The following is a 23,458-nucleotide window of genomic DNA, read 5'->3' on the forward strand; positions in this document are numbered from 1 at the left end:
TTGTTAAAGTTCTTAAAACTTATTGTCAAAAACTAATAAAGTCGCTTTTAAAAAGCGACTTTATTAGTTTTGATATTATATTACACCTTAATACCCATCATTTTGTGTAAATACATTCGATGCATCTATTGTTGCTTGTGGTATCGGATAAATTCTTCTTGTAGGGGCAGTTACAGCTTTTGCAGTTCTTGCTTCTTCAAATTTCCCGAAACGTATTAGTTGTTTTCTTCTAACTAATTCCCAATATGTTTCGAATGCAATTTCTTTTACTAAAGTAGCTTCATCTAAACTTGTAAGCGCAACACCAGGTGCATTGTTAAATAATGCTTCTCTTGTTCTGGTTGTTCTTAGAATATTAACATCAGCTAACGCAGCGCTTGTATTTCCTTTTCTAAAGTAAGCTTCTGCTCTTAATGTATATATTCCTCCTAAACGAAATAATGAGATATTTACACTACCATTTCCATTGTTTCCGAAACTAGGATCAAACTCGTACTTAAATACACGAGCACCTCTGTTAATTTGATTTTGAGAAAGAACAGCTTGTAATGGATTATCAAAGTTATACTCTGGAGTAAAATCAACAGCTAAGTTTGTATTTTTCTCCATTTTTAATGGGTTTACTTTTATACGTCCATTTACCATTTCAAAAGCTCCACTCGCTAAAATAGTTGGTCCATATTGTAAACCTGCCTGAATTCCTCTATTAAAATGGAACCAAGGTTTTCCTGTTCCTTCTACTAAACTTGTTGCTGGCATACTAACATCTGTTCCATCGTTCATAAACCATGTTCCATCTCCATATTGGTAATGTCTGTGGAAACGAGGATCTTCATGATTTCCGTCCCAACTATGGTAAAACTCTGGTGTAGTAGCTGTAGCATTAGTTCCTCTATTATCTGGAGACGGTTTTTGTGCGCGCTCTAAAGGCATATAAGCAAAACTATTCGAACTGTTTCTTAAACTATTTGAAGTTGCTTTTTGTACAACAGCAAATATTAACTCAGTTCCATTATCATTACTGATATCAAAATTACGGAAGAAATTAGTTTCTAATTTATAACGTCCAGAATCAATTAATAGAGAAGTATATTCTATTACTTTATCCATGTCAGTACCTGCTCCATTTACAGCTGTTTCATTAAAATTAAATGAATTTGAATATCGATTTTTTAATACAGCTCTGTTCATGTACATTTCCGCTAACAAAGCATAAGCTGCTTGTTTTGTAAATCTTCCCATGTGAGTAGATTGCTCTCCAACGTTTGCTAAATTTGGTAATAAACCTTCTACTTCTGTAATTAACTCATCAATTGCAACATCTGCTTTTCTTACAACAATTTCTGCATTAACATCCATTGGATCTCTGTAAGGAGCTTGTCCGTATAATTCTAATGTATTATATGTGTAAAACGCTAATAATCCTTTTGCTTCGGCTAAAAATAATTGTTTATTTGCTACCTCACTTTTCTCAATTGCTTGTATAGCTGTTAAAGATTTAGTGATTCCGAAATTTAAAGCATCCCAAGCCGATTTAATTTGTGGATTAGAAGCATCCCATGTAAATTCTGATAATGCTCTCCATTTACCACCATCTCCCCAGTCACTTCCTCGTGTTGGTAGAATAGCTTCGTCTGTAGAATATTCTTGTAAACAGAATACATTTCCGTGATCTACGAAAGTTCCGTCTCCTAATTGTCCGTATGCTGCAGCAATTGCATTTTCTGGACTTGATGATTCTGAACCTAATCTTTCGTCAACTACTTGTTCTTCTAAATCTGTACAACTTAAAAAATTTACAGAAAGTAATGCGATGAATAGGTAAGATATTTTGATTGTTTTTAATTTCATGATAATTAATTCTGTTGTTAAAATTTTAAAGTTGCTCCAATCATAAATGTTTTCGCAGACGGATAAGTAGCATAATCAATTCCTAATGATTGATTTCCTGACGCAGCCTTAGAAGTATCAATTAACGGATCATATCCACTGTAGTTTGTGATTGTCCATAAGTTTTGAGCACTTACATATAAGTTTAAACTCTTTACCCATTTTAATTGTTCAACTCCAAAATTATAACCTAAACGAACATTATTTAGACGTAAGAAATCTGATTTTTCTAAATAAAGAGATGATAATTGTGGTAAGTTTTCTGCACTTGCTCCAGAAGTATAATAATCTCTTAATAAGTTACGGTCTGATGCTAAATTGTTGATGTTTAAATTAAGGTTTGTATTATTCACTAAATACCCACCGGCTTGACCTATAAAAGAGAAAGCAAAATCAAACTTCTTATAACGCATGTAACTGTTAATTCCGTATGTTACTTTTGGAAGAGGACCTTCAAATATTTGTCTATCTTCTGTTCCTACAGAACCGTTCCCATTTGTATCTTCATAAATGTATTTACCTTGTTCATCAATACCTAAATATTTTAGCATATAAAACGATCCTGCTTGGTACCCGTTTTTATAAACATTTGCATAAACACCTGACATTCCTGGTCCAGAAATTTCTCCTGAATAAATCTCAGAAACTGGTAAGTCTTTTACTTTGTTAGATAATGTAGCAGCATTTACATCTACTGTCCAAACGAAATCTGGTTGATTTATAATTTGAGAACCTAACGTTAATTCAAAACCTTTATTTTCAATTTTTCCATCTACATTTCGCCAAACAGTAGTTGTTGGGCTTAATGGTGCTGAAGGAATATTTAAAATTGGATCTAAAGTTGTTTTATTGTAGTACTCTAACGATCCGTATAATTTACTATTGAATAAACTAAAATCTACACCAAAGTTTGTTTGTTCAACAACCTCCCATTTCAAATTAGGATTAGCGGTTCTGTTAACCATAACACCATTAATCAAGTCATTTTGGTTATATAACCAATATCCTGCAGAAGATGAAAGAGAAGAACTTGCTTGTGTTAACTTATTTTGTACTTCTTGGTTACCTGTTTGTCCCCAACTCGCTCTTAATTTTAATTCATTAATAACAGATGAACCTCTTAAAAACTCTTCTTTACTAATTGCCCAAGCAGCTGCTACAGAAGGAAAGTAACCATATTTGTTATTCTCTCCAAAACGAGTAGAACCATCTGCACGTAACGAAGCTGTAAATAAATAACGGCTATCGTAGTTATAATTTACACGTCCAAAGTACGATTGTAATTCATTTTCTTGTGCATAACCTGGACTTGGAATAAATGGTGTACCTGAGTAACCTGGGTTATATTCTGGTGCAACACTAGATCCTTGAGCAGCAATGTTATTTAGACCGAAATAAGTTCCTGAAAATTCGAACTTTTGGTAAGAAAAACCAGCTAATAAATTAATATTATGTTTATTAAATGTTCTATCAAAAGTTAAGTAATGCTCAATAAGTGTACTCAAAGACTCTAAATTACTTTGCGTGTACATTCCTGTAGGAGTTCTATCAGTAATATTCGGATACATTGTTGTGTTACGCTCCGAAGTCGATCTGTCTACTCCATAATTCAGTTTATAGTTTAAGCCAGGAAGAATTCGTAAAGTTGCCTCAACATTTCCTAAAACTCTAAATGTATTTGTGTGATCTTTGTATTTGCTCAATAAATACATTGGGTTGTAATGAGCATTCATATTAAAGTTCGTGTATTCACCATTTTCATCAAAAACAGAACGAGTTGGATTTGCCATTAAAGCATGAATAACCAACTGACCGTCTGAACCTGCATTAGCTCCATTAGGTAAACCTGTTTCTTTAATATCACTGGCAGTTAAATTGAATTTAACTTTTAAACGTTGATCGTCTAAGAAAGATTCCTCCGCATTAATACGAGCAGTTGTTCTTCTGAAATTACTTGTTTCAATAATTCCATCTTGATCCATGTGAGAAATCGAAGCGTAATAGCTTCCTGTATTTGTTTTCTTAGAAAATGAAAAGGCATGATTTTGAGAAACAGCAGTGCGGAATAATACATCTTGCCAATCAGTATTTCCTCCATGATCGTAAGAAGGAACTACGGCGCTTCTGTACTCATCAGCCTTCATTAAATCTAATTTCTTAATGACATTAGAAACACCAAAATAGGTATCATAAGTAAATATTGCATCACCTTTTTTACCTTGTTTTGTTGTAATTAAAACAACACCATTAGAACCTCTTGCTCCATAAATTGCAGCAGCAGAAGCATCTTTAAGAACTGTTATCGATTCGATATCGCTTGTGTTCAAAAAGTTTAATGGATTTTTAGCACTAGAACTTCCTAAACCAACATTTGGTCCTCCAGAACTTACATTTTCGTTACTTAACGGAACTCCATCAACTACGAATAATGGTGTGCTTCCACTACGAATAGAACCAATACCACGAATAGAAACATTCATTCCTGCTCCTGGTTCACCACTTGTTTGTACAACTCTAACACCAGCAACTTTTCCTTGGATTAAGTTATCCACAGAAATGTTCATTCCTTCTTTAAATTGCTCAGAACTTAATTGACTTACAGATCCTGTTAAATCAGATTTTTTCTGTGTTCCGTATCCAACTAATGTTACTTCTTGTAAAGCAAGTTCGTCTGAAATAGAATCCATTTGACTAACAACTCGAATTGTCATGTCTAGTGAACTAACAACTACTTTCTGAGAATTAAATCCTTCTAATTCTACATTTAAAGTTTGTCCAATTTCAGCATCAATCGAAAATAACCCGTTTTCATCCGTTAAGACTTCTTTACCTGTTTCTACAACAGTTACTTTTGCTCCCGAAACAGCAAAACCATTTTCGTCTTGTACAATTCCTTTTACAATCGCATCTTCTGCTTGTATTCCGAAATTAGAATTGTTGTTCAAAACCTTTGCTTCTGCCTTGTTACAGTACAAGAAAACAAATGCCAAAGGAATTAGTTTTTTTAGTTTAAAAAGTTTAATTTTATGGTACATATCATTAAGTAAAGTATCACATTTACGATGCTTAATTTAGAGTCCACTGTTGTTGCCGCAACAGTGGTTTTTTTGTTAAGCTCGCTGTTAATTTGTTTTTCGGAATACAAAGTAAGCCTCTAAACAATTAAAACATTTTAATTTAAAGTGACCAAAAAGTTACCTGTAAGTAAAATAATCGATTACAAAACGTTTAATCCTTGATAATTTTTACAAAAAGGTAAAACAGACTTAACATAAACTAAAAATTGTTTGAGAAAAGACGAAGTAATTTCGACTCTTACAAAAATTAAAACAATGAAAAGGACAATTCTATTTGGTTTATACTTACTTCCTTTAAGCTTCTCCAATGCACAAACACAAAATTTAGATAATTTAAAAATTAATGAAATTCAAGTAATTGGTTCTCATAATTCTTATAAAAAAGCTATTTTGCCAGAGGTTTATAGTTATTTATCTGAAAGAGATTCTATGAATTTTTTACCAAGAATACAATACGAACACATTCCAATTCCAGAACAATTAGATTTAGGTCTTAGAAACCTTGAAATTGATGTGTATGCTGATAGTAAAGGAGGAAAATATGCTCATCCTAAAATTTTAGATCTTGTAAAAACAACTCAGCCTTTTGATTCTGAAAAGAAAATGAACAAACCAGGCTATAAAATGATTCATATAACAGATATAGATTATATGACATGGTATTACACACTGGAGGATTGTTTAAAAGATTTAAAGAAATGGTCTGATGCTCATCCAAATCATACTCCAGTTTTTATAACATTAGAGCCTAAAGATGGAAAAAAGAATGAGTTTGGAACTGAACCAGAACATTACACAACTAAGCTGTTTGATGATTTAGATAATGAGTTGAAGAAATATTTAGGGAAAAATAAAATTATAACACCAGACGATGTAAGAGGTTCTTATAAAACACTTAATGAAGCTGTTTTAAAAGGAAATTGGCCAAAGGTAAAAGATGCACAAGGTAAATTTATTTTTGTATTGGATAACAATGGAGATAATCGTGATTTGTATGCAAAAGGACATCCATCTTTAAAAAATAGAATGATTTTTACAAATTCTACTCCAGGAACAGCAGAATCTGCAATTCTATTTATGAATGATCCTGAGAAAACAGATGAAATTAAAAACTTAGCAAAACAAGGATATATTATTCGTACAAGAGCCGATGCTGATACTATGGAAGCTAGGAGTGAGGATTATTCTCGATTTGAAAATGCGAAAAAAAGTGGTGCACAAGTTATCACAACAGATTACTATCAACCAAGTAAATTATTTAAATCTAATTTCAAAATTAGTTTTGATAACAATACTTACGAAAGAAAAAATCCTGTTGTAGCAAAGTAAATTATCTATTTTAGATATAAGATGTAAGTTTTTAAGATGTAAGTTGTAAGGTTTATTATCTTAATTGTATAAAATTCTTCGACAGACTCTGCATGAAAAAGGAACTCAAGAATAAAAAAAAGAGCTGTCATGTTGAGCCCGTCGAAACATCAGCTTCTCATTAACTTAAAGTGAAGTGATAAATATAAATCCTTGTCAAGGATGAAAATCTTGACAAGGATTATTTTTGTAAATTATTAAATAAAATAATTAATTTAAATAACTTCATTGCTATTTTGGGCGATCGGGCGGGCTTTCTGTTCCAATCTTTTTACTTGCAAAGACTACTACGTAAAAAGGATTTCCACGACAATCCCTATCGCAAAATCTTATTTTTAATTATGGAAGAGGTTGAATTATCTTTTCCTTAAAATCTATTTTAAAATGATTAGAAGGTTCTCCATTTGATAAATGAGAAAGAATTTTAAACAATGATTTTAATTGTTGAATAAACAAATCTTGTGAATTGTTTTCTGCAAATAATTCTTCTAAGGTTTTATATTGCTCCAACCTTTCTTTTGGAATATCTCTTTTAGCCAATTCATCTGCCGATTGAAATTTATATAAATCGAGAATCAAATCATCAAAATTCCATTTTCTATATACTTTAGATGAAATTCTTTTCTGTTTTAATTCTTTCTTTATTGCAGAAATAGTCAAATTCTGAGATAAAAACAACAAATCCTCTCCGTTGAGTTTTCTTCCTTTCTCTATAAAATCTTTTGGCCAATCGTTGGGTATCATTCGTAAACGAACCAGCTCTTTTAAATGAAAAAGCATAAACTCATGATAAGATGTTGTTTTCAGAATATCTTTGTTCCAAATTGTAGGTGATTTAGCTTGTTGTAAAGCCAAAAACTCTTTTTCATACAAAGGGAATAATTCATCAAAACGAGGAACATCATTCAATACTTTTGTTTCAATTTCCATTTCATCTGAAGATTTTATTGTTAAAATCTTATAAGCAGGTATATAGGCTGCTAAAGAAGGAACTTGAATATTTACTAAAAAATTAGTCTCAGATTTTTTGCTTCCAGTATCGTTAATGTGCATATGCCCAGCAAAATGAATTTTAATTCCTGCATCCGAAAAAACTTTTGCTACTTCATCTTGTGGAACTCTTTCTAATTGCCATTTTTTTTCTCCTAATAGATTTTTAATTTCACTAGAAGCTCCATCATTAAAATCGACCATAGGATAATGTGTAAAAGCAATTAAAGTTTTATTCTTTTTCTTTGCTTCATTCGCAATATTTTTCACCCACTCTACAAGATGTTTCTTGTTGGTTAAAACATTGTTATATCCAATACTTGCTCCTTTATAATTGTTCGGGTTTGTAGAAACTTCTTTGTTATTTTTCGGAATATACGTATTACCATCAATTGCCATTAACCAAACATTTTCTGTTGGCTCTACAACATAACTCAAATCTGGAACAGAGAAACCTTGTTCAACTTCGTACATTCTTTTCGAATAATCTGCAGCTAATAAAGCCTTGCTAAACGTATACTCCGTTTTAAAGTTTTTATCAAACGGTGTACTCCAAAATAGGTCATCTTTTTTTGGGTAAAATCCAAACTCTTTTAGTTCATTTAAAATCTCTAAATATCCAGATTCTGCAATATCTTTTGTAATAATATTTGGTGTTGTTTTTTCAATATTTTTATTGCTATAGATTCCTAACGGTAGACCATCTTCTCCTAAAAAATCATCTTTTCCAGCTTCTTTTCTAAATGGACCAACAGGATCGTGATTACCTGTAGTTAAATAAAATTTTATTCCATGTTGTTCTTTATAATAATCTAAAATTTTATGCAATCCTCGTAGATTATAAGCTTGTCCGTCATCAGAAAAATCTCCTGGCATTGCAACAATTTTTATTTGCTTTGCAACGATATCATCTAATGCTTTTATAAAAGCAAAAAAATTTTCGTTAAAAATTCGAGTCGAATGGAGTTGAGAATCCATTGTCCTTAAGATTGTTGGTTTTCCTGTTTTTGGATTAATAATTCCTTTAAAATCATTATCAGAAAAATCTCCATATAAATCTTGAAAATGAACATCAGCAAGAAAGGCTATTTTAACTTCTTTTTGTTGAGCATTTATCATTGAGCAAATAAGAGTTAGGATAAGAAAAAGTTGTTTTTTCATGTGTAAAACAACAAATCTAGGGTAATATTTAGCTCATTTCTAAGTGGAAAAATTTTATAACAATAAGTTAATCTAAGTTTTTAGATGTAAGATATAAGACGAAAGATTGTAAGATATAATTTTATGTTTCTTTAAATAAAAATCCACTAAACTTTATTGATTTAACTTTCTGAAAATAAATAATTTAATAATCATCAATTGGTATCATCTTTGTTAATGGAGCAAAGTTATTATATATAGTAACATTTTTTATCCTATGTATAAACAGCATATCAAAAAATAAACAGATGATAAAAATTATTTTTTATTTATATATAGGTATTTCAGCAAGTGTTTTAATCATTGATCTTTGTTTCAAAGTTTTAAATGAAGAACAAAGAAGTATTGCTTTTCACACTGTATTATTTTTAAATGTAATATTTGCATTTATTTATAAAAAAGGAACTAAATAAAGCATAATAATTATTTGTTATTCTGTGATGTTTATAACTAAGTTATACATCTTTTTCTTTTGCAAAACACAAATTATTAATCAATAATCTACAACCGCTGACACTATAGTATATAGCAGGTTATAAAAGTAAACAGATTACGAATATTCTTTTTTTATTTATAAATAGCAATTTCATCAAGTGTTTGAATCATTATAAACATTACTTTCTCTGCATTATTTGACTAAGTGAATCTTCTCTTTATTAATAATTTACAAAAAATATAAACTTTTTTGCTTACATTTGTTTATGTTTTTATTATCAGAAAAATATAAAGGAATTCATCCAGGTATTGTTTTAGATCGAGAATTAAAAAAAAGATCTATAAAACAACGTCCATTTGCTTTAAGTCTTAATGAGCATCCACAAACTTTTAACGCCATAATTAAAGCGAAACGCAATCTACCTACATCTCTAGCTCTAAAGATAGAGAAGCAGCTTAATTTTGAAGAAGGAGATTTAGTACTACTACAAGCTTTTTTCGATATAAAAAAAGAAAAAGAGAAACTCTCATCTCAACAAAATGATGTCCCAACAGTAAGAAAAATTCTTTTTTGGGATATAAATTTTGATAAAATAGATTGGTCTAAAAATTATAAGATGATTATAAAGAGAATTTTTGAAAGAGGTAATGAGAGAGAGAAAAGCGAAATAATAAATTTCTATGGTCATGAGAAAATTACAAAGGCTTTGAATTCTAATTCTACAGAACCAATGAAATTACATGATAGAAATGGAGAAATTATATTATAACACCGTTAATTCTATATTAAAAACTAGTCTAGAAACTATATCAAAATCAAAAATATTTAATAGTTTTAGATTAGTTGGAGGAACATCATTGAGCTTACAATTAGGGCACAGAATTTCTATAGACATTGATTTATTTTCAGATGCTGAATATGGAACAGTCGATTTTATAAAGATTGAGAGTTTTCTTTCAAAAAAATTCGATTATTTAGATTTCAATCCTAATCTAATTACAGGATTTGGAAAATCATATATTGTAGGAGCTAATCAAGAAGAATCTGTTAAACTTGATATTTTCTATACTGATCCTTTTATAACAAAAGAAGTAATAATAGATGGTACTAAGTTTGCCTCAATTGAAGAAATTATTGCAATGAAAATTGATGTAATTCAAAGAGGTGGAAGAAAAAAAGATTTTTGGGTTTTACATGAGTTACTTAATAAATATGAAATTTCAGAAATGATTTTATTACACGAAAAAAGATATCCATATAATCATGACAAAAGCTTAATTCTTAAAAATCTGATTGATTTTTCTATTGCTGATGACGAACCTGACCCTATTTGTTTAAGAGGTAAATATTGGGAATTTATAAAAGATGATTTTGAAGAATTAGTTAAGAAATATTGAATATAATTTTTCTTCTAGTCATGGTTACTTTAAATAAAAAAAGTCGCTTTAAAAAGCGACTTTCTAAATAATTATTTCTTTATAAACTTCTTTAAAACTTTTTGTTGATTCTGCAATAATTGAATAACATAAGTTCCTTTCGGCAAATTCTTTACTTCAATTTGTTGATTATAAGTTTTATTTTGCTCAACTATTTCTCCCAAAATTGTAGAGATTGTATATTCTATAGGTGAGTTAGAAACAGATTTTATATTTAAAATATTTTCTACAGGATTAGGGTAAAGGATAAAAGAAACTTTATCAACATCACCCATACTTAAACTCTCATCTTCAAAAACAGCTTTTATTTTGAAATCCATTTCTGGAGATATTGTAATTTTTTGATTGGTTGAGGTATAATCTCCTTCCCAATGAGAAAATTTATGATTTGGTAAAGCAATAGCTTCAAGTGTTATTTCATTGCCTTTAAAATAATCGCCTTTCCATGCTGTAAAGTTATTTTCTACTCCTACTGTTGTTGAGTTAATTTCGATTGTATTAATCTTTATAAATCCTTTTTGAGAGTCGTTTACTTCCGAAGTCAGTTCATAAGTTCCTTTTAAATTGAAATATTCATTTAAATGATTCCATTGATGTTGAGGTCGTAAACGCGCAAATTCTCGTAACTTTTCTACATTATTTTCCCAATCTTCCATCGATTCTATTAAATTCCATCGTTGAATATGTTTAGGCATTTCTTGTCTAATTTTATTCTGCATGGCATCAATTAAATCAACAACATTTTTTGTTTTATAGGTCGTGTTTAATAAATCTGCAAATCGATTAATAAAGTAGTTTTTATAACTCTCATTGGTTAATAATCCTTTTAAGATATAATTTACATGATTATTCCCTAAATAATCGATAGGATGAACCGCGTGTTCTAAGGTATGATGTATAAAAGAATTACTAATCCAATATTCGGCTCCATTAAAAGCAACATCAAGATCTTTCATTAACCATCTAAATCTACCATCATGTGCATACGGAGCATTTGGCGTATAATTTACTCTTTTTCTAAAAGACTCATTGTTATTATAAGGCCAATCAAAATTGGCAGAAAAAATCCCTGCAATATGATAATCTGTAAAATTAACCTCATCTATATAAGTTAAAGCTTCTTGATAGGTTTCTTGATTTTCTAAACTGTTATTCTTAAAAAAATCTATGGTTTTTAAATAGAACTTATCATCTCCTAAATCTACAATTCCATCATTTTCGATATGGTCTATATCTCGTTCTCTAAGATTATACATTCGTTGAAAATATCGCTCATCATATCGTTCTCTTAAATTAAAAATACCATAGTATTCACCATTTATAAAACTTACAACTGGTTGATAGTTTTGTGTATCAAAATTTAGATTTTTATTTAATTGCTGAATAAAAGCATCTCTAAACATCGTTTGTTTGGTATCCTGTCCTGAATTTCTAAGAATTAATCTTCTAAAATTATCGTGTGGATAATCTTTGAAAAAAGTATAACCTATTCTATTTTCACCATACCTAGCTCTAGCATACATACGATGAGATCTGTTTTTAAAAATTCTAGATCCACTTCCATGATTTCTTATTCCAACTGTCTGGTTGATTTGCTCTATGTTATTATCTAAATAAATTAGATTAACTGTAACTTCTGAAGATGAACCTCTATTTAAATAATTTGCATCGCTAAAAACAGTTGCTGTTTCAGAAGGATTGTTTAATCTCCAATTATCAAACTTTGTCCCTGCCACAAACAATCCATTCTCATATCCAAAAAAAGCATCATCATCAACATTTATACTAATTACTGGAAGTGAATAAGATTGATTGACAAAATAAACTTTCGTTACTGTTTCAGAAAAACTGTTATCGTCTCTATAGGCTTTTGCTCTTACAACAATACTTTTATCTACATCCTCTGTTGGAAAATAAGGGTTTGTTTCAAATGAAGTAGAAATGTTAGATAACTTGTTGGCTTCTTTGGTTCTATTATAAAGTCGAATAGAATCTGTGTAAGAATGAGATACTAATCTATTCGTATGAGAATCATACGGAGATTCTCCTGGAAATTCTGGGTACCTTTTCTTGTATTGATATGTTTTTCCATCTAGATTATCTATTGATGGCTCTGAACCGTCAAGCGTATAAATTATTTTTAAATTTAAGTCTTCATGACTAATTCGTAGATTAAATTCTTTGTCATAAAAACCACTTTCAGAAGAAAATGTAGGAGGGGAGATTAAATTCTGTCCAAATGAAAAGGACACAATCATAAAGGTAGGTAGAAAATAAAATTGTTTCATTTTTAATTATTTTTAGATGTTAAAAAATTAGTGTTAAAAAAAGCCCGATAATTAAATTATCGGGCTTTCGTGAAGTAGTTTAACCTACTAAATTATTTTTTACTAGATACTCTGCTATCTGTACCGCATTGGTAGCGGCTCCTTTTCGTAAGTTGTCTGCAACAATCCAACAATTAAGTGTATTGGGCTGAGATAAATCTCTACGAATACGACCTACAAAAACGTCGTCTTTTCCTTCTGAATAAAATGCCATTGGATAAGTATTTGTATCTGGGTTATCTTGTAATGTTACTCCGTCTTGCTCAGATAAAAGTTTGCGAACATCTGCTAAATTAAAATCATTTTCAAATTCTATATTCACAGATTCAGAATGTCCTCCTTGTATAGGAACACGAACAGCTGTTGCAGTAATATTCATTTCTTCAACACGCATTATCTTTCTTGGTTCCTTTGTTAATTTTAATTCTTCTTTTGTGTAACCAGTTTCTTCATCAAAAACATCACAATGAGGTAATGCATTTTTAAAGATTTGATAAGGATAAACTTTTGCAACATCACGTCCTTCAATTTCTCCGTTTAATTGCTCTACAGCATCTTTTCCTGTTCCTGTTACCGATTGATATGTAGAAACAACAACACGTTTTACACCGTATTTAATGTGTAAAGGATTTAATACCATTACTAATTGAATTGTAGAACAATTTGGATTAGCAATAATTTTATCTTCTTTTGTTAAAATATCAGCATTAATTTCTGGTACAATTAAAGGCTTGTCAGGATCCATTCTCCATGCTGAAGAATTATCAATTACAGTTGTTCCAACTTCTGCAAACTTAGGCGCCCACTGTTTGGAAGTTTCTCCACCTGCTGAAAAAATTGCGATATCTGCTCGCGTTTCTACAGCATCCTGCATTGATACAATTTTGTATTCTTTTCCTCTGTATTCAATAGTTTTTCCTACTGATCTTTCTGATGCTACGGGGATTATTTCAGTGATTGGAAAATTTCTTTCTTCCAAAACTTGGAGCATAACTCTGCCGACCATTCCGGTAGCGCCTACGACTGCTATTCTCATTTGTTTATTAAATAAATATAATTAAAATTTCGAATGGCTAATTTAGTAATTATATAAATACTAAACACTGTACATCATTGATTTAAATACTTAATTTACAAGATTTTCTATTCTTATGATATTAATTCTGTTAGATATTATTTTCATCGAATTATCATTCAAAAATTCTACATTTTATCGAATAATATATTGATTGATTTTTCTGCTTAATATTTAAGAAATTATTTTTTGCTTCTCACAACTAGAATCTGATATCTAATTTAACATTACAGTACAAAAAAAGCTGTCACTTTACAGTAACAGCTTCTTAAATTTTGTTTATTTATTCTATTATGCAAACTCGTTATAAGCAGCTTTTAAATTTTCTGCGATTGCAGCTGCAGAATGTCCCTCAATGTGGTGACGCTCTAACATGTGAACTAATTCTCCGTCTTTAAATAAAGCAACTGCTGGAGAACTTGGTGGGAAAGGAGCAAAAAACTCACGTGCTTTTGCTACAGCATCTACATCAAATCCTGCAAAAACAGTTGTTAAATGAGCTGGAACTTTATCGTTGTCTAATGACATTACAACACCTGGTCTTGCAGCACCTGCGGCACAACCACAAACACTGTTAACCATAACTAATGTAGTACCTTCTTGTTTTACTGCTTGTTCTACTTGTTCTGCAGTAGTTAAATCTTCAAAACCGTTAGAAGTCAATTGTGCCTTCATTGGCATTACTAAATCTGCTGGATACATATTAATCTCTTTTTGTTTTTTAATAAATGAATTATTTTCAAAGTTACGTAATCTAAAAACTTATTAGTTTACTTACTTTTGCAATTACAAATTTAGTTAGAATTTACGAATATGAAATTGACTTTTGGTAAGAATGAGAAACTGAAAAGTAAAAAAGCTTTTGATGCGCTATTTTCTGATAGCAAAACATGCGTTTCTCATCCTGTAAGATTTGTTTATAAGATTAAACCAAAGCAAGATTATATGGTTCGTGTTGGTGTAAGTGTTGGTAAAAAGAAATTTAAACATGCTGTTGATCGAAATTTATTGAAACGAAGATTAAAAGAAGCCTACAGATTAAATAAGTTACTAATTGAACATTCTAATGATTTTTCTGTTGATTTAGTTATGATTTATACCTCATCTAAACCACAGGACTATGCGACGATAGAAAAGTCTGTAAAAATTTTAGTAGAAAAATTAAACGAAGCAATACAAACAAAAAAAGATTAACCAAATGGTTAATCTTTTTTTGTTTACTGTTATAAACAGCCTATTTCTTTAAATTGTCTTGTAATTTGAAAAAGCTAAAATAAATTGATACTAAAATCAATCCACAAGCTGATGCTCCAATTCCTAATACGCTACGAAAATTTTCTTCTGCAAGAAATCCCGTTTTGTAATCCATCACATATAGGTTGTAACCTAATCCTACCAACAAAAGCATTGTTGCGATATAAATATATGTTTTCATTTGATTAATGAATTTTTAAATTTTAATTTCATTCATAAATAATGCGCCAATATTTGATGTAAATAATTTGATCGCTATTGACAACAAAATTACACCAAAAACTTTTTTTAGAACTGATAAAACACCAGGTCCTAACCATTTTTCTAATCTTCCGGCAAATTTCAGCACCAAATATACGATTAACATATTTAAAAGTATGGCTATTACAATGTTAATATCCGAAAATTGAGAACGAAGGGATAAGACAGTTGTTAAAGATCCTGCACCCGCAACTAACGGAAACGCAATAGGGACAATAGATGCAGAGTTAGATTCAACTCCTTTTTGTATTTCTATTCCTAAAATCATTTCTAATGCGATGATAAAAATCACAAATGCACCAGCTACAGCGAAAGACTGTACATCAACTCCTACTAATCCTAAAATCTTTGTACCGAAGAATAAGAATGAAATTAACAATATACCAGCTGCAACAGTTGCCTTTTCCGATTGTATATGTCCAACTTTACTACGAATTGATACAATGATTGGAATACTTCCTAAAATATCTATTACAGCAAATAATACGGCGAAAACAGCTCCAATTTGATTAATTGAAAATTCTGAGAAGAAAGAAGTGATGTTATTCATTTTAGTGTAATTATTATTTCTCCTACAAATTAATCATTTTTTTATGAAATCTTATTTTTCTAACCACTTTTTAAAATCGGTTACTTTTTCTCTACTTACAATTAATTCACTTTCGTTATAGGTTTGTAAAATGATTTTCAATCTCGAGTTGGAGTAAACTGTAATTTCTTTTATCGAATCTATTCTTATTATTTGACTTCTATTAATACGGAAGAATTTCTTTGGATCTAATTGCTCTTCTATTTTTTCTAGAGAATAATCTACCAAATAATTTTTATTCTCCTTTGTATGAATAAATGAGGCTTTATTCTCACTAAAAAAACACTCTATATTCTCTGTTTCTATAATTTTGATTGAGTTCCCAATTTTAATAGAATACCTTTCCTTGAAATCTTGTGTTTTACTCGTCGAGAATAATTTTTTAATTGAATCTATATCTATTGATGTTTGGGAAGATTGAAATTGCTTTTCAAACTTTTCTAATGCAAATTTTAATTCTTCTTCATCAACTGGTTTTAGTAGATAATCTATAGAGTTTAGTTTAAATGCTTTTAGGACATATTCATCGTAAGCAGTTGTAAAAATGATTGCCGATGAAATCTCAACTTGATTAAAAATTTCAAAGGATAATCCGTCTGAAAGCTGAATATCTAAAAAGATTAAATCTGGTGCAGAATTTTCTTGTAACCAAGCAACACTTTCTTCAACAGAATGTAACATTTCAGTAACCTCAAAACCTAATTTATCTACTCGTCTTTTTAATAAACGTGCAGCCGGTTTCTCATCTTCTATGATAATTATTTTCATGTCTCAATTAATTTATCTGTTGTAGTTGATTTTATTATCTTATTCCAGAAAATAAGTAGAAACATCATTAATAATAAAATAATTAATGTTGTTAAATTATTTTTAGCCATTAGTGCATGCAGTGAAGCTGGAGCTATGATAGATTTTGTTTTAAATGTAGAAAAAGTCAATAAAAATGAAAAAACAATACATAGCAACATAAATATCCAAAAGCTACCAAATTGATCAAAATTATTGAAAATAAGTAAATGCCAAACTGCCCAAAATACTCCCGTAATGATACTTTTTACCATCCAAAAAATGTTTCCTAAAGCATCATTTAAATATCCTCGCCAAGCATACTCTTCCATTACATCATAAATAAATGTTATTCCAATAAAAATGCCTGCCCACACATGCTTATTAATTCCAAAATCATTTTCTATCCCGATAATAGAATAACCAATGACTAGAATTATCGGAAAAATTATAGTTTTTATTGAATTTCCAATGAATGAAACTTGTTTCTTGATACCAGAAAATTGATAGAAAAGTAATGCAATAATAATTACAACTAAACCATGATTCATATTCCAAGGCAAATTAAAATCTACCCATCCTCCAAAAGTTAATTGTAAAAGATTAGGGAGTTTTCTAATTAGAAATGTTCCTAGTAATATCAATCCATAAAAACATATAATTTTAATCCAATTTATTTGCTTTAACTTTTCTATAAAACCCATTGTTTATTTCCACTTTTTTGACTGGTTATTCTTTTCTAAAATTTCTTGGGCTTTTCTCTCTTCCCAATTATCATCTAAGGTATAAAGTTTAGTTGCTTTTCCTATAATTCTTATTCCAACACCAAAAACAACCCATAAACACCACCAGTAACCGCCAGTTATAATATTAATAGTTACACAAATAAAAACGGTCATAGCAGATTCCATTAAAACTTTATAAAACTTCTTTAATTCTGCAGCTTTTTGTTTTGCGATTTGATAATCGTCATTCTCATTGTAATTTATATTTTCCATAGTGTTAATTCTTGATGTTAAAATTGGAAGTTGAACTCGAAAATAAGTCTCATTTTTTTCGATATTAACCTCTTTATTTGATATTAAACGGTAACGATTAATAATATTCTTTAATCCCACTCCTGTAGAGTCTTTAAAAGAATCTTTTATTTGTAAAGAGTTTTCTATAATTAAAAAATTATCCTCTCTATAAATCTTGATATTTAAGGGCTTTTGCTCAGAAACCACATTATGTTTAATTGCATTTTCTAGTAAAATTTGTAACGATAAAGGAACAATGTATTCTTCTTCTGATAATGAATTTACATTTAATTCGAAATGAATACTATTCTCAAATCGCAATTTTAAAAGGTTGACATATGTTTTGGCAAAACTAATTTCTTCTTCAATTGGAATAACTTCTTTACTTTTTTGTTCTAAAACATAGCGATAAATTTTTGATAATGATGTTGTAAAATCTATCGCTTTATCAGGGTTTTCTTCTATTAAACCAGTTAAAACATTTAAACTATTAAACAGAAAATGTGGATCTAATTGATTTTTTAAGGTTTCAAAATTTGCCGTTGCTGTTTCTGCTTTAGTAGACTCTTTTACTATTTCTCTTTGTAGCTTATTTCTCTTTCTTTCTAAAAAATAAAATACACCTAATAAAATACTGGTAATAAAGCCAACTAAAATATAATTATATGTTTGGTTATAGAAAATAGCCTTTGGCAATAATTGATTCACAAATTTTACAAACACAAAATACAATAATTGGGTAAAAAAGACAGCTCGCAGAAAATATTTTCCAATTATATCCGATGGATGTTTTGTTTTTTTATACTCTTTCTTGTACTCGTTAAAAATACCTGTGTTAATGAAGCCTGCGAATAAACTAAAAACAGAATATCCAAAAAAGTAGATAATTGCTTCTGAGTCGAAAATTTGGTCTATTGAAACGTTGGGCGATGTAAAAAACATTACGCTATACAAGACAACATTTGTAACCAATAAAATGATAATATTTCGTAGAATCGTTTTTTTCTCTGAAAGAACAATTCCTTTCACAATCTGAAAAATAACAAAACCTAAAATAAAGTATTTTACTAATAAACTAATCGTTTTAAATTGATTAACTCTATTATCTTGTACAAAAGAATATAAAATTTCGCCTTCAATATTTACAAAAAGTAAACCTATTAGAACAAAAATAATCGTGATTATTATATTTTGTAAACCCTTTTCCATCTTATGCGATTAAATTAATTAGCCAATAAACAATTTCGTGAATAAACTGAGCAATAACTGTCATGATGATTTATTTACATTGATTTTTCAATAACTCCTCGGCACGCTCTTTTCCCCATTTAGGTTCGTTTTTCTTAGGCTTTTCGTTTGTGAATAAAGCTAAAGATTTTTTTACATTTTTACAATCCTCTGTAGTATCCGTTCCAATATAATTTGCCGCATTAATATTAAATTCTGCTAATCCTAAAATAGAACGAGGATTATTCGGGTTTAATCTTAATGCTTTTTGATACGTCTCTAAAACATCTGGATAATAAATTCCACCATTAGTTAAAGGATCTTGAACAATCTCTGCTGTTAAATACAATGCTTTTAAATTTAAAACTTCAACATTAGTAGGATCTTGTTTTTCTAATTTATTGATTAAACTTTTTGCTTCATCCAACACTTTAGAACTATCATTTTTATTGTCTTTCTCTAAAATGCTTACAACTTCTGATAATGCCAAGTAATATTTTGGTAACCATTCGTTAGGATAATTTTTTACTAGTTCTACAAGACTTGATTTTTCTGAAGAGTTTAAAGCCTTATTAAGGTCATTTTCTAAATTGTTTTGTGCTAAAACCGAAATAGAAAGAAATGATACGATTGATAAAAAAATTGTTTTCATAATAGTTATGTTTTTAATTATGATTCAAATTTCTATCAATCCATTTTCAAAAAGAATTAAACATTACCGAACTGTTGTTTTTAATGGACGAGTTGATGTTATTATAGAATAATACTGTTTAAGCATATATCCGGACTAATTGGAATATACAAACTGGTACCATTATCAATTATTGTTAAAAATTAATTTTGTTTGGTTATAAGAAGAAAAATAATAAATGAAATTAAAACACAACTGGAATAAAGAGGAAATTATGTCTATTTATAATAGACCTTTAATGGAACTAATATTTGAAGCTGCTACAGTACATCGGGAATTTCATAACCCATCAGAAATTCAAATCTCAACTTTGTTATCAATAAAAACTGGAGGATGTCCAGAAGACTGTTCTTACTGTGGTCAAGCTGCAAGATATCATACCGATATAAAAGTACAAGCTTTACTTCCAACGAAAACTGTGATTGAACATGCCAAGAGAGCAAAAGAAAATGGCTCTTCTCGTTTTTGTATGGCTGCTGCATGGCGAGAGGTAAGAGATAATAAAGATTTCGATCGCATTCTAGAAATGGTAAAAGAAATCAATAACATGGAGATGGAGGTTTGCTGTACTTTAGGAATGTTAACCGAAAAACAAGCTGAAAGACTTCGAGAAGCTGGTTTACATGCTTATAATCATAATTTAGACACTTCTGAAAATAATTATAACCAAATAATTACTACTCGAAATTTTAATCATAGAATTAATACTATAAACAATGTTCGAAAAGCAGGAATAACGGTTTGCTCTGGAGGAATAATTGGTTTAGGAGAAACTGTTGAAGACAGAATATCAATGTTAACAACTTTAGCAAATATGGATACTCATCCAGAATCAGTTCCTATTAATGCTTTAGCTCGCGTAAAGGGAACTCCTTTAGAAAATCTTCCAAAAGTAAATAATTGGGATATGGTAAGAATGATTGCCACCGCAAGAATTATTATGCCAAAATCTATGGTTCGTTTAAGTGCTGGAAGAATAGAGATGAGTGAAAGTGAGCAAGCTTGGTGTTTTATGTCGGGAGCCAACTCAATTTTTTCTAGTGAAGATGAAACATTATTAGTTACGCCAAATCCTAGTACTTATAAAGATCTAAAAATGTTGAATAGATTAGGATTATCACCAATGAAATAAATCATAAACAAAAATAGAGGCTAAAAGCCTCTATTTTTGTTTATGATTATATTTTTATTCCTTCATCAATTCTTCTGTAATTTTTAGCGTTGACTGATAAACTTCTTCTAGATCTTGATTTAACCCTCCGAACGCATATTTAGCTCTCTGAGCATTCTGAAGTAATATTTTCCATTGTGTAACAATAGATTCGTCTATGCCGCTTAAAATTAGTTTTTGAGCAATTATTTCATCAGAAAAATTAGCTAAATCTATTTTTGTTTTTTGCATTGCGACATTACATAAAACCTTTTCTTGTAATTGATAAAAATCCTTTTCATCAACAGCGTAAACTTTCTGTTTTAATTCTTCTAATTCTTCTTTTAATAGATTAGAATTAATAGATGGTTTTTCTAAAATAGTAAACTTTTGTGTTTCTGTTTTTATTAAAGTTTTATCAACTTCATGATGAGCATTTAATGGTTTAATTTCTTCATCATGAAATTCTTTTTCTGATTTATTACTTTTCTTTTTCACCCATAATAAACCTAAAGCACTTAATGCAATTACACCTCCGCTTAACCAAAGCCAACCACTTCTACCTTCCTTTACATCATTTTTCATCTCATCTATCATATCTGTAAATGTAGAATCTTGTTCATTATTTGATGCTAAGCTATTTGCGATTGCTTTTCCTTGGCTAACTTTAAGATTAATTGAATCCGATTTCAGTGTAACATATTTTTCTTTTACAGGATCAAAATAGCTAAATTCTACAGGAGAAATCGTATAAGATCCAACTTCATTTGGAACCAAAACTGTTTCTTCAGCTACTTTACCTTTCATTCCTGTATCGTATGTCTTATAAGCATCACGTTTTTTAGGAGAAAATATTTCTAAGTTTTTAGGAGCTTTTACAACTGGTAAATTAATTGCATTAAAATTTCCAGCACCAACAATTTCTACATCATAATTAACACTTTCGTTGGTAGAAAGTTCTTTCTTATCAACAGATGTATTCATTTTAAATTGTCCCACAGCACCGGTAAAATTCTTTGGTTTACCTTCTTCTGGAAGCTCTCTTGCAGTTATTGTAACAGCATTACTACGAATTTCCACTGGTTCTGCTCCATAAGTTGTAGGTAAAATAACATCTACAGAAAAAGGATCTATTTCTATTTTTCCAGCTTTTTGTGGAAATACATAATAACGAGCAATCTCTTCAGAAAAATACTGTTTTCCTCCTACAATTTCTTGCTTAATATTCTCGGGTGAACTTTTAACTATTTTAGGACTTAACCCATCTAAATTTCCTTGACGAAAGTTTTGCTTACGATTTAAATAAGATAAGTCTTTTACATAAAGTTTTACCGATAATCCGACTTGCTCATTAACATACGGATTAGATTTTGAAACTTTACTTTGTAAAAAAACGGGCTGAGAAGTATTTGTTCGAAAATTATTACGCGCTACCTCCGAACCTGAACCTTTTACAATTACATTAATTGGTTTAGAAGTATACGTTTTACCATTAATCACAACTTTAGCTGCTCCAATCTGATAGTTTCCTTCCTTTTCAGCTACAAAAGATAATATAATTCCATCTTCAACAACTCCTTTTCCATTAACATAAGAAACTTGTTGCGAGCGTTCTTCACCAACTACTTGTAATCCTTTGTGCGTAGGATATTTCATTGGCTGATCTATTGAATAGCTATTCGTATTAGATTCCACAAAAAATCCCACACGCAATGCTTCTCCTAAAGCTATTTGGGTTTTCTCCGCTTCAGATTTAAAAGAAATTTGTTGTGCTAACGTTGTGATAGATGTTAGTGCAAACACTAAAAAGCTATTTAAAACTCTTGTCGTTGTCATTACCAATCCTTAGATGTTGTTGTTCGTTGTTTTTCTGCTTTTTGCTGAATAATTTTTCGTTGCGTTTTGGCTTCCTGATTTTGTAATGCTTTCAATAAACCATCACTCATATTATTCTTCGCATCGTCTTTGTCTTTTCCTTCTCCATTATTTCCTTGTTTAATTTCTGGAGAGGAATTATTTCCCTGACCTTTATTATTTCCATTTTCACCACCAGATTTAGGATTTTGTCCCTTATTCTGTTGCTGTTGCTGATCTGATTTTTGGTCTTGAGATTTATTTTGATTATTCTGTTGTTCTTTGTTCTGCTGGTTTTGTTTTTGTTGATTTTGCTTCTGATCTTGATTTTGTTTATTCTGATCGTTTTTATTGTCCTTATTATTTTTATCCTTTTGCTTCTCTTGTTCTTTCTTTAACATATTTTTTGCTAAAGCATAATTGTAACGAGTTGCATCATCTGTTGGATTATTTTTTAAGGCTTCTTTATAATTATCAACAGCATTCTGATAATCTTTCTCTTGCATAAACGCATTTCCTAAATTATGATAAGCTAAATGTTTATCATTTTTAGTTGTAGAAATTTCTGCAGATTTTTTATAATGAGTTATACTTTCTTTGTAACGCTTTTGTTGAAACAATGCATTTCCTAGATTATAATTGGCTTTTATTGAAGTAGGATCTTCCATTGCAGCTTTTTTATACGCAAATTCCGCATTATCATATTTTCCTTTTTGATAATACTCATTGCCTTCAATAATATAACTCTTAGTTTTTGATTGACTATAACCAAAAACTGATAAAAGCATAATTCCTAAAAATATTATTTGTCTTAAAATATGTATCATT

The 23,458-nt window shown here is 29.8% G+C and carries 19 protein-coding genes; 5 read left to right on the forward strand and 14 right to left on the reverse strand.

Annotation, left to right across the window (positions count from 1 at the left end; all coding sequences use genetic code 11):
* Positions 1–87 precede the first annotated feature (87 nt).
* Positions 88–1,851 carry a RagB/SusD family nutrient uptake outer membrane protein gene (locus BUA86_RS14565; protein WP_072933887.1) on the reverse strand — a complete coding sequence of 588 codons (1,764 nt, stop codon included), beginning with the start codon at positions 1,849–1,851 and terminating at the stop codon, positions 88–90.
* Between the two features lie 17 nt (positions 1,852–1,868).
* Positions 1,869–4,925 carry a SusC/RagA family TonB-linked outer membrane protein gene (locus tag BUA86_RS14570; protein WP_072933888.1) on the reverse strand — a complete coding sequence of 1,019 codons (3,057 nt, stop codon included), beginning with the start codon at positions 4,923–4,925 and terminating at the stop codon, positions 1,869–1,871.
* 297 nt (positions 4,926–5,222) lie between these two features.
* On the opposite strand from BUA86_RS14570, the gene BUA86_RS14575 reads away from it, so the two are divergent.
* Positions 5,223–6,296, forward strand: coding sequence for a phosphatidylinositol-specific phospholipase C1-like protein (locus BUA86_RS14575; protein ID WP_072933926.1), 1,074 nt, complete (start codon positions 5,223–5,225; stop codon positions 6,294–6,296).
* A gap of 378 nt (positions 6,297–6,674) precedes the next feature.
* On the opposite strand, the gene BUA86_RS14580 is transcribed toward BUA86_RS14575, so the two are convergent.
* Positions 6,675–8,486 (reverse strand): metallophosphoesterase family protein, encoded by a 1,812-nt coding sequence (locus tag BUA86_RS14580; RefSeq protein ID WP_072933889.1) that lies wholly within the window; start codon positions 8,484–8,486, stop codon positions 6,675–6,677.
* 740 nt (positions 8,487–9,226) lie between these two features.
* Here BUA86_RS14580 and BUA86_RS14585 point away from each other — a divergent pair.
* Complete coding sequence (locus tag BUA86_RS14585; protein ID WP_072933890.1) at positions 9,227–9,730, forward strand: helix-turn-helix transcriptional regulator; 504 nt, start codon at positions 9,227–9,229, stop codon at positions 9,728–9,730.
* On the forward strand, positions 9,711–10,358 hold the full coding sequence (locus BUA86_RS14590) for a nucleotidyl transferase AbiEii/AbiGii toxin family protein (RefSeq protein ID WP_072933927.1): 648 nt from the start codon (positions 9,711–9,713) through the stop codon (positions 10,356–10,358). Before BUA86_RS14585 ends, BUA86_RS14590 begins: the two co-directional genes overlap by 20 nt.
* 71 nt (positions 10,359–10,429) lie before the next feature.
* Here BUA86_RS14590 and BUA86_RS14595 read toward each other — a convergent pair whose 3' ends face one another.
* The 3 genes from BUA86_RS14595 to BUA86_RS14605 form a co-directional block, all read right to left on the reverse strand.
* Complete coding sequence (locus BUA86_RS14595) at positions 10,430–12,685, reverse strand: CotH family protein (RefSeq protein ID WP_072933891.1); 2,256 nt, start codon at positions 12,683–12,685, stop codon at positions 10,430–10,432.
* 79 nt (positions 12,686–12,764) lie between these two features.
* Entirely contained in the window at positions 12,765–13,760 is a 996-nt protein-coding gene (locus tag BUA86_RS14600) for an aspartate-semialdehyde dehydrogenase (RefSeq protein ID WP_072933892.1), read from the reverse strand.
* 330 nt (positions 13,761–14,090) lie between these two features.
* The gene (locus BUA86_RS14605; RefSeq protein ID WP_072933893.1) at positions 14,091–14,501 is read right to left on the reverse strand and encodes a BrxA/BrxB family bacilliredoxin; all 411 of its coding nucleotides are present in this window, start codon (positions 14,499–14,501) and stop codon (positions 14,091–14,093) included.
* Between the two features lie 111 nt (positions 14,502–14,612).
* On the opposite strand from BUA86_RS14605, the gene rnpA reads away from it, so the two are divergent.
* Positions 14,613–14,993: a ribonuclease P protein component gene (gene rnpA, locus BUA86_RS14610; protein ID WP_072933894.1), complete on the forward strand. Its 381-nt coding sequence runs from the start codon at positions 14,613–14,615 to the stop codon at positions 14,991–14,993.
* Positions 14,994–15,033: 40 nt separating this feature from the next.
* Here the strand turns inward: rnpA and BUA86_RS14615 are convergent, their stop codons facing one another.
* The 6 genes from BUA86_RS14615 to BUA86_RS14640 form a co-directional block, all read right to left on the reverse strand.
* A complete protein-coding gene (locus tag BUA86_RS14615; protein ID WP_072933895.1) occupies positions 15,034–15,234 on the reverse strand; it encodes a hypothetical protein in 201 nt (66 codons plus the stop codon).
* A gap of 15 nt (positions 15,235–15,249) precedes the next feature.
* The gene (locus BUA86_RS14620; RefSeq protein ID WP_072933896.1) at positions 15,250–15,864 is read right to left on the reverse strand and encodes a MarC family protein; all 615 of its coding nucleotides are present in this window, start codon (positions 15,862–15,864) and stop codon (positions 15,250–15,252) included.
* Positions 15,865–15,915: 51 nt separating this feature from the next.
* On the reverse strand, positions 15,916–16,671 hold the full coding sequence (locus BUA86_RS14625; RefSeq protein ID WP_072933897.1) for a LytR/AlgR family response regulator transcription factor: 756 nt from the start codon (positions 16,669–16,671) through the stop codon (positions 15,916–15,918).
* Complete coding sequence (locus BUA86_RS14630) at positions 16,668–17,393, reverse strand: CPBP family intramembrane glutamic endopeptidase (RefSeq protein WP_229731923.1); 726 nt, start codon at positions 17,391–17,393, stop codon at positions 16,668–16,670. Before BUA86_RS14630 ends, BUA86_RS14625 begins: the two co-directional genes overlap by 4 nt.
* 3 nt (positions 17,394–17,396) lie before the next feature.
* Entirely contained in the window at positions 17,397–18,917 is a 1,521-nt protein-coding gene (locus BUA86_RS14635) for a histidine kinase (RefSeq protein WP_083580393.1), read from the reverse strand.
* 70 nt (positions 18,918–18,987) lie between these two features.
* Entirely contained in the window at positions 18,988–19,587 is a 600-nt protein-coding gene (locus tag BUA86_RS14640; RefSeq protein ID WP_072933898.1) for a tetratricopeptide repeat protein, read from the reverse strand.
* A gap of 217 nt (positions 19,588–19,804) precedes the next feature.
* Here BUA86_RS14640 and bioB point away from each other — a divergent pair, with 217 nt between their 5' ends.
* A complete protein-coding gene (bioB, locus tag BUA86_RS14645) occupies positions 19,805–20,758 on the forward strand; it encodes a biotin synthase BioB (RefSeq protein ID WP_072933899.1) in 954 nt (317 codons plus the stop codon).
* 54 nt (positions 20,759–20,812) lie between these two features.
* Here bioB and BUA86_RS14650 read toward each other — a convergent pair whose 3' ends face one another.
* Positions 20,813–22,612: a BatD family protein gene (locus BUA86_RS14650; RefSeq protein WP_072933900.1), complete on the reverse strand. Its 1,800-nt coding sequence runs from the start codon at positions 22,610–22,612 to the stop codon at positions 20,813–20,815.
* On the reverse strand, positions 22,612–23,457 hold the full coding sequence (locus tag BUA86_RS14655) for a tetratricopeptide repeat protein (RefSeq protein WP_072933901.1): 846 nt from the start codon (positions 23,455–23,457) through the stop codon (positions 22,612–22,614). Before BUA86_RS14655 ends, BUA86_RS14650 begins: the two co-directional genes overlap by 1 nt.
* Position 23,458: the final 1 nt, after the last annotated feature.

This window comes from Chishuiella changwenlii (assembly GCF_900142565.1).
In the GTDB taxonomy this organism is placed as follows: Bacteria; Bacteroidota; Bacteroidia; order Flavobacteriales; family Weeksellaceae; genus Empedobacter; species Empedobacter changwenlii.

What these genes read in the sequence shown, in the direction of transcription:
- BUA86_RS14565 (WP_072933887.1), bottom strand. Translation starts at nt 1,851, where the DNA reads ATGAAATTAAAAACAATCAAAATATCTTACCTATTCATCGCATTACTT.
- BUA86_RS14570 (WP_072933888.1), bottom strand. Translation starts at nt 4,925, where the DNA reads ATGTACCATAAAATTAAACTTTTTAAACTAAAAAAACTAATTCCTTTG.
- BUA86_RS14575 (WP_072933926.1), top strand. Translation starts at nt 5,223, where the DNA reads ATGAAAAGGACAATTCTATTTGGTTTATACTTACTTCCTTTAAGCTTC.
- BUA86_RS14580 (WP_072933889.1), bottom strand. Translation starts at nt 8,486, where the DNA reads ATGAAAAAACAACTTTTTCTTATCCTAACTCTTATTTGCTCAATGATA.
- BUA86_RS14585 (WP_072933890.1), top strand. Translation starts at nt 9,227, where the DNA reads ATGTTTTTATTATCAGAAAAATATAAAGGAATTCATCCAGGTATTGTT.
- BUA86_RS14590 (WP_072933927.1), top strand. Translation starts at nt 9,711, where the DNA reads ATGGAGAAATTATATTATAACACCGTTAATTCTATATTAAAAACTAGT.
- BUA86_RS14595 (WP_072933891.1), bottom strand. Translation starts at nt 12,685, where the DNA reads ATGAAACAATTTTATTTTCTACCTACCTTTATGATTGTGTCCTTTTCA.
- BUA86_RS14600 (WP_072933892.1), bottom strand. Translation starts at nt 13,760, where the DNA reads ATGAGAATAGCAGTCGTAGGCGCTACCGGAATGGTCGGCAGAGTTATG.
- BUA86_RS14605 (WP_072933893.1), bottom strand. Translation starts at nt 14,501, where the DNA reads ATGTATCCAGCAGATTTAGTAATGCCAATGAAGGCACAATTGACTTCT.
- rnpA (WP_072933894.1), top strand. Translation starts at nt 14,613, where the DNA reads ATGAAATTGACTTTTGGTAAGAATGAGAAACTGAAAAGTAAAAAAGCT.
- BUA86_RS14615 (WP_072933895.1), bottom strand. Translation starts at nt 15,234, where the DNA reads ATGAAAACATATATTTATATCGCAACAATGCTTTTGTTGGTAGGATTA.
- BUA86_RS14620 (WP_072933896.1), bottom strand. Translation starts at nt 15,864, where the DNA reads ATGAATAACATCACTTCTTTCTTCTCAGAATTTTCAATTAATCAAATT.
- BUA86_RS14625 (WP_072933897.1), bottom strand. Translation starts at nt 16,671, where the DNA reads ATGAAAATAATTATCATAGAAGATGAGAAACCGGCTGCACGTTTATTA.
- BUA86_RS14630 (WP_229731923.1), bottom strand. Translation starts at nt 17,393, where the DNA reads ATGGGTTTTATAGAAAAGTTAAAGCAAATAAATTGGATTAAAATTATA.
- BUA86_RS14635 (WP_083580393.1), bottom strand. Translation starts at nt 18,917, where the DNA reads ATGGAAAAGGGTTTACAAAATATAATAATCACGATTATTTTTGTTCTA.
- BUA86_RS14640 (WP_072933898.1), bottom strand. Translation starts at nt 19,587, where the DNA reads ATGAAAACAATTTTTTTATCAATCGTATCATTTCTTTCTATTTCGGTT.
- bioB (WP_072933899.1), top strand. Translation starts at nt 19,805, where the DNA reads ATGAAATTAAAACACAACTGGAATAAAGAGGAAATTATGTCTATTTAT.
- BUA86_RS14650 (WP_072933900.1), bottom strand. Translation starts at nt 22,612, where the DNA reads ATGACAACGACAAGAGTTTTAAATAGCTTTTTAGTGTTTGCACTAACA.
- BUA86_RS14655 (WP_072933901.1), bottom strand. Translation starts at nt 23,457, where the DNA reads ATGATACATATTTTAAGACAAATAATATTTTTAGGAATTATGCTTTTA.